This window comes from Roseibium sp. RKSG952 (genome assembly GCF_009711355.1).
In genome coordinates, this window is record NZ_SMMF01000103.1 from 1 (window position 1) to 258 (window position 258).

The window sequence follows — 258 nt, forward strand, 5'->3', positions numbered from 1 at the left end:
CGCACGACAACATTCGAGCCGTTGCTGTCCCGGTAGGAAAGCTGGGCCATGACAGTTGCCTTGCGCCCGTCAAGATCAACATCGATCTCACAGGCAGACGTGTCTTCCTTGATCTCGAACGCGGTTTTGGACGGGGCACATTCCTGAACGTTCACTTCACGGCCATCGGCCCCGCGATAGGCAAACCGGCTGAACTGGCTCGCAAGACGGCCGTCCAGATCAATGTTCATGTCGCACTGGTCAACGGTTTCGTAGATC

Annotated in this window: 1 protein-coding gene; it reads right to left on the bottom strand. The window is 57.0% G+C overall.

The genetic code is table 11. From position 1 onward, the window contains the following. Nucleotides 1-258, bottom strand: a 258-nt coding sequence (locus E1297_RS48675; RefSeq protein WP_196223063.1) for a hypothetical protein, incomplete at both ends; no start/stop codon positions are given.